This is a genomic window from Rhizobium sp. BR 362 (genome assembly GCF_036528765.1).
Lineage (GTDB): Bacteria > Pseudomonadota > Alphaproteobacteria > Rhizobiales > Rhizobiaceae > Rhizobium.
Genome location: NZ_JARWGH010000102.1, coordinates 1 through 737 on the forward strand (window position 1 = coordinate 1; position 737 = coordinate 737).

Sequence of the window (737 nt, forward strand, 5' to 3'; positions counted from 1 at the left end):
CCACATGATATCTTATATTCATTTGAGCCTCCTGATGCGATGAAACATAGGTTAAACTCAAATGAATCAAACGTTTGGCAAAGAGCCTCCTGCCGGAGCGCCACAGTTCACGCAGCTGCAGGGCCAATACCTGGCCTTCATTTATGCCTATACCAGGATCTTCAAACGCTCCCCGGCAGAAGCGGACATGCGTCGCCACTTTGAGGTGACCGCACCGTCTGTACACCAGATGGTGATAACCCTGGAAAAGGCCGGGCTCATTCAACGCCAGCCTGGAGTAGCGCGAAGCATTCAATTGCTCGTACAACCCGAAGCGCTGCCAATCTTGCGATAGCTCAACCCGTCAGAATCTCTGCGGAACGGTACTAGAAGCATCCTGGGCCGAGCGCAACGATGCGGGTACCGTTTTGTCCGTGGTGTCGGCAACCTCAAGTCGGATTCCGATTTTAGTGAGATCCGCCGCCAGCGATGGATCGGCCTGCATAAGATAGATGGTGTAACGGGCGGATCCCAGCCAGGCGAGTTTGAAGGCTTGGTGGTCGTCCCTCACAATGATGGTGTCGCGGAGTCAGGAGTGGCCTGCTCCATAGCATCACGGAGAGACGACCATGAAGCAGTATGCCGGAATCGATGTCTCGTTGGAATACTCGAGTGTGTGCGTGGTGGATGCGGATGGCCGCATCGTGCGCGAGGCAAAGGTCCACAGTGAACCCGATGCGCTGATCGCCTGGTTTGGC

1 protein-coding gene and 1 pseudogene are annotated in these 737 nt (G+C 55.4%); one reads left to right on the forward strand and one right to left on the reverse strand.

Going from position 1 to position 737, the window contains the following annotated elements:
* Positions 1 to 307: hypothetical protein (locus tag QDY28_RS31165; RefSeq protein ID WP_442967622.1), on the reverse strand; the 307-nt coding region annotated here is incomplete at its 3' end.
* Positions 308 to 608: 301 nt separating this feature from the next.
* Between QDY28_RS31165 and QDY28_RS30935 the strand changes: the two are divergent.
* Positions 609 to 737 (forward strand): annotated as a pseudogene (locus QDY28_RS30935) (IS110 family transposase); the annotation flags it as partial.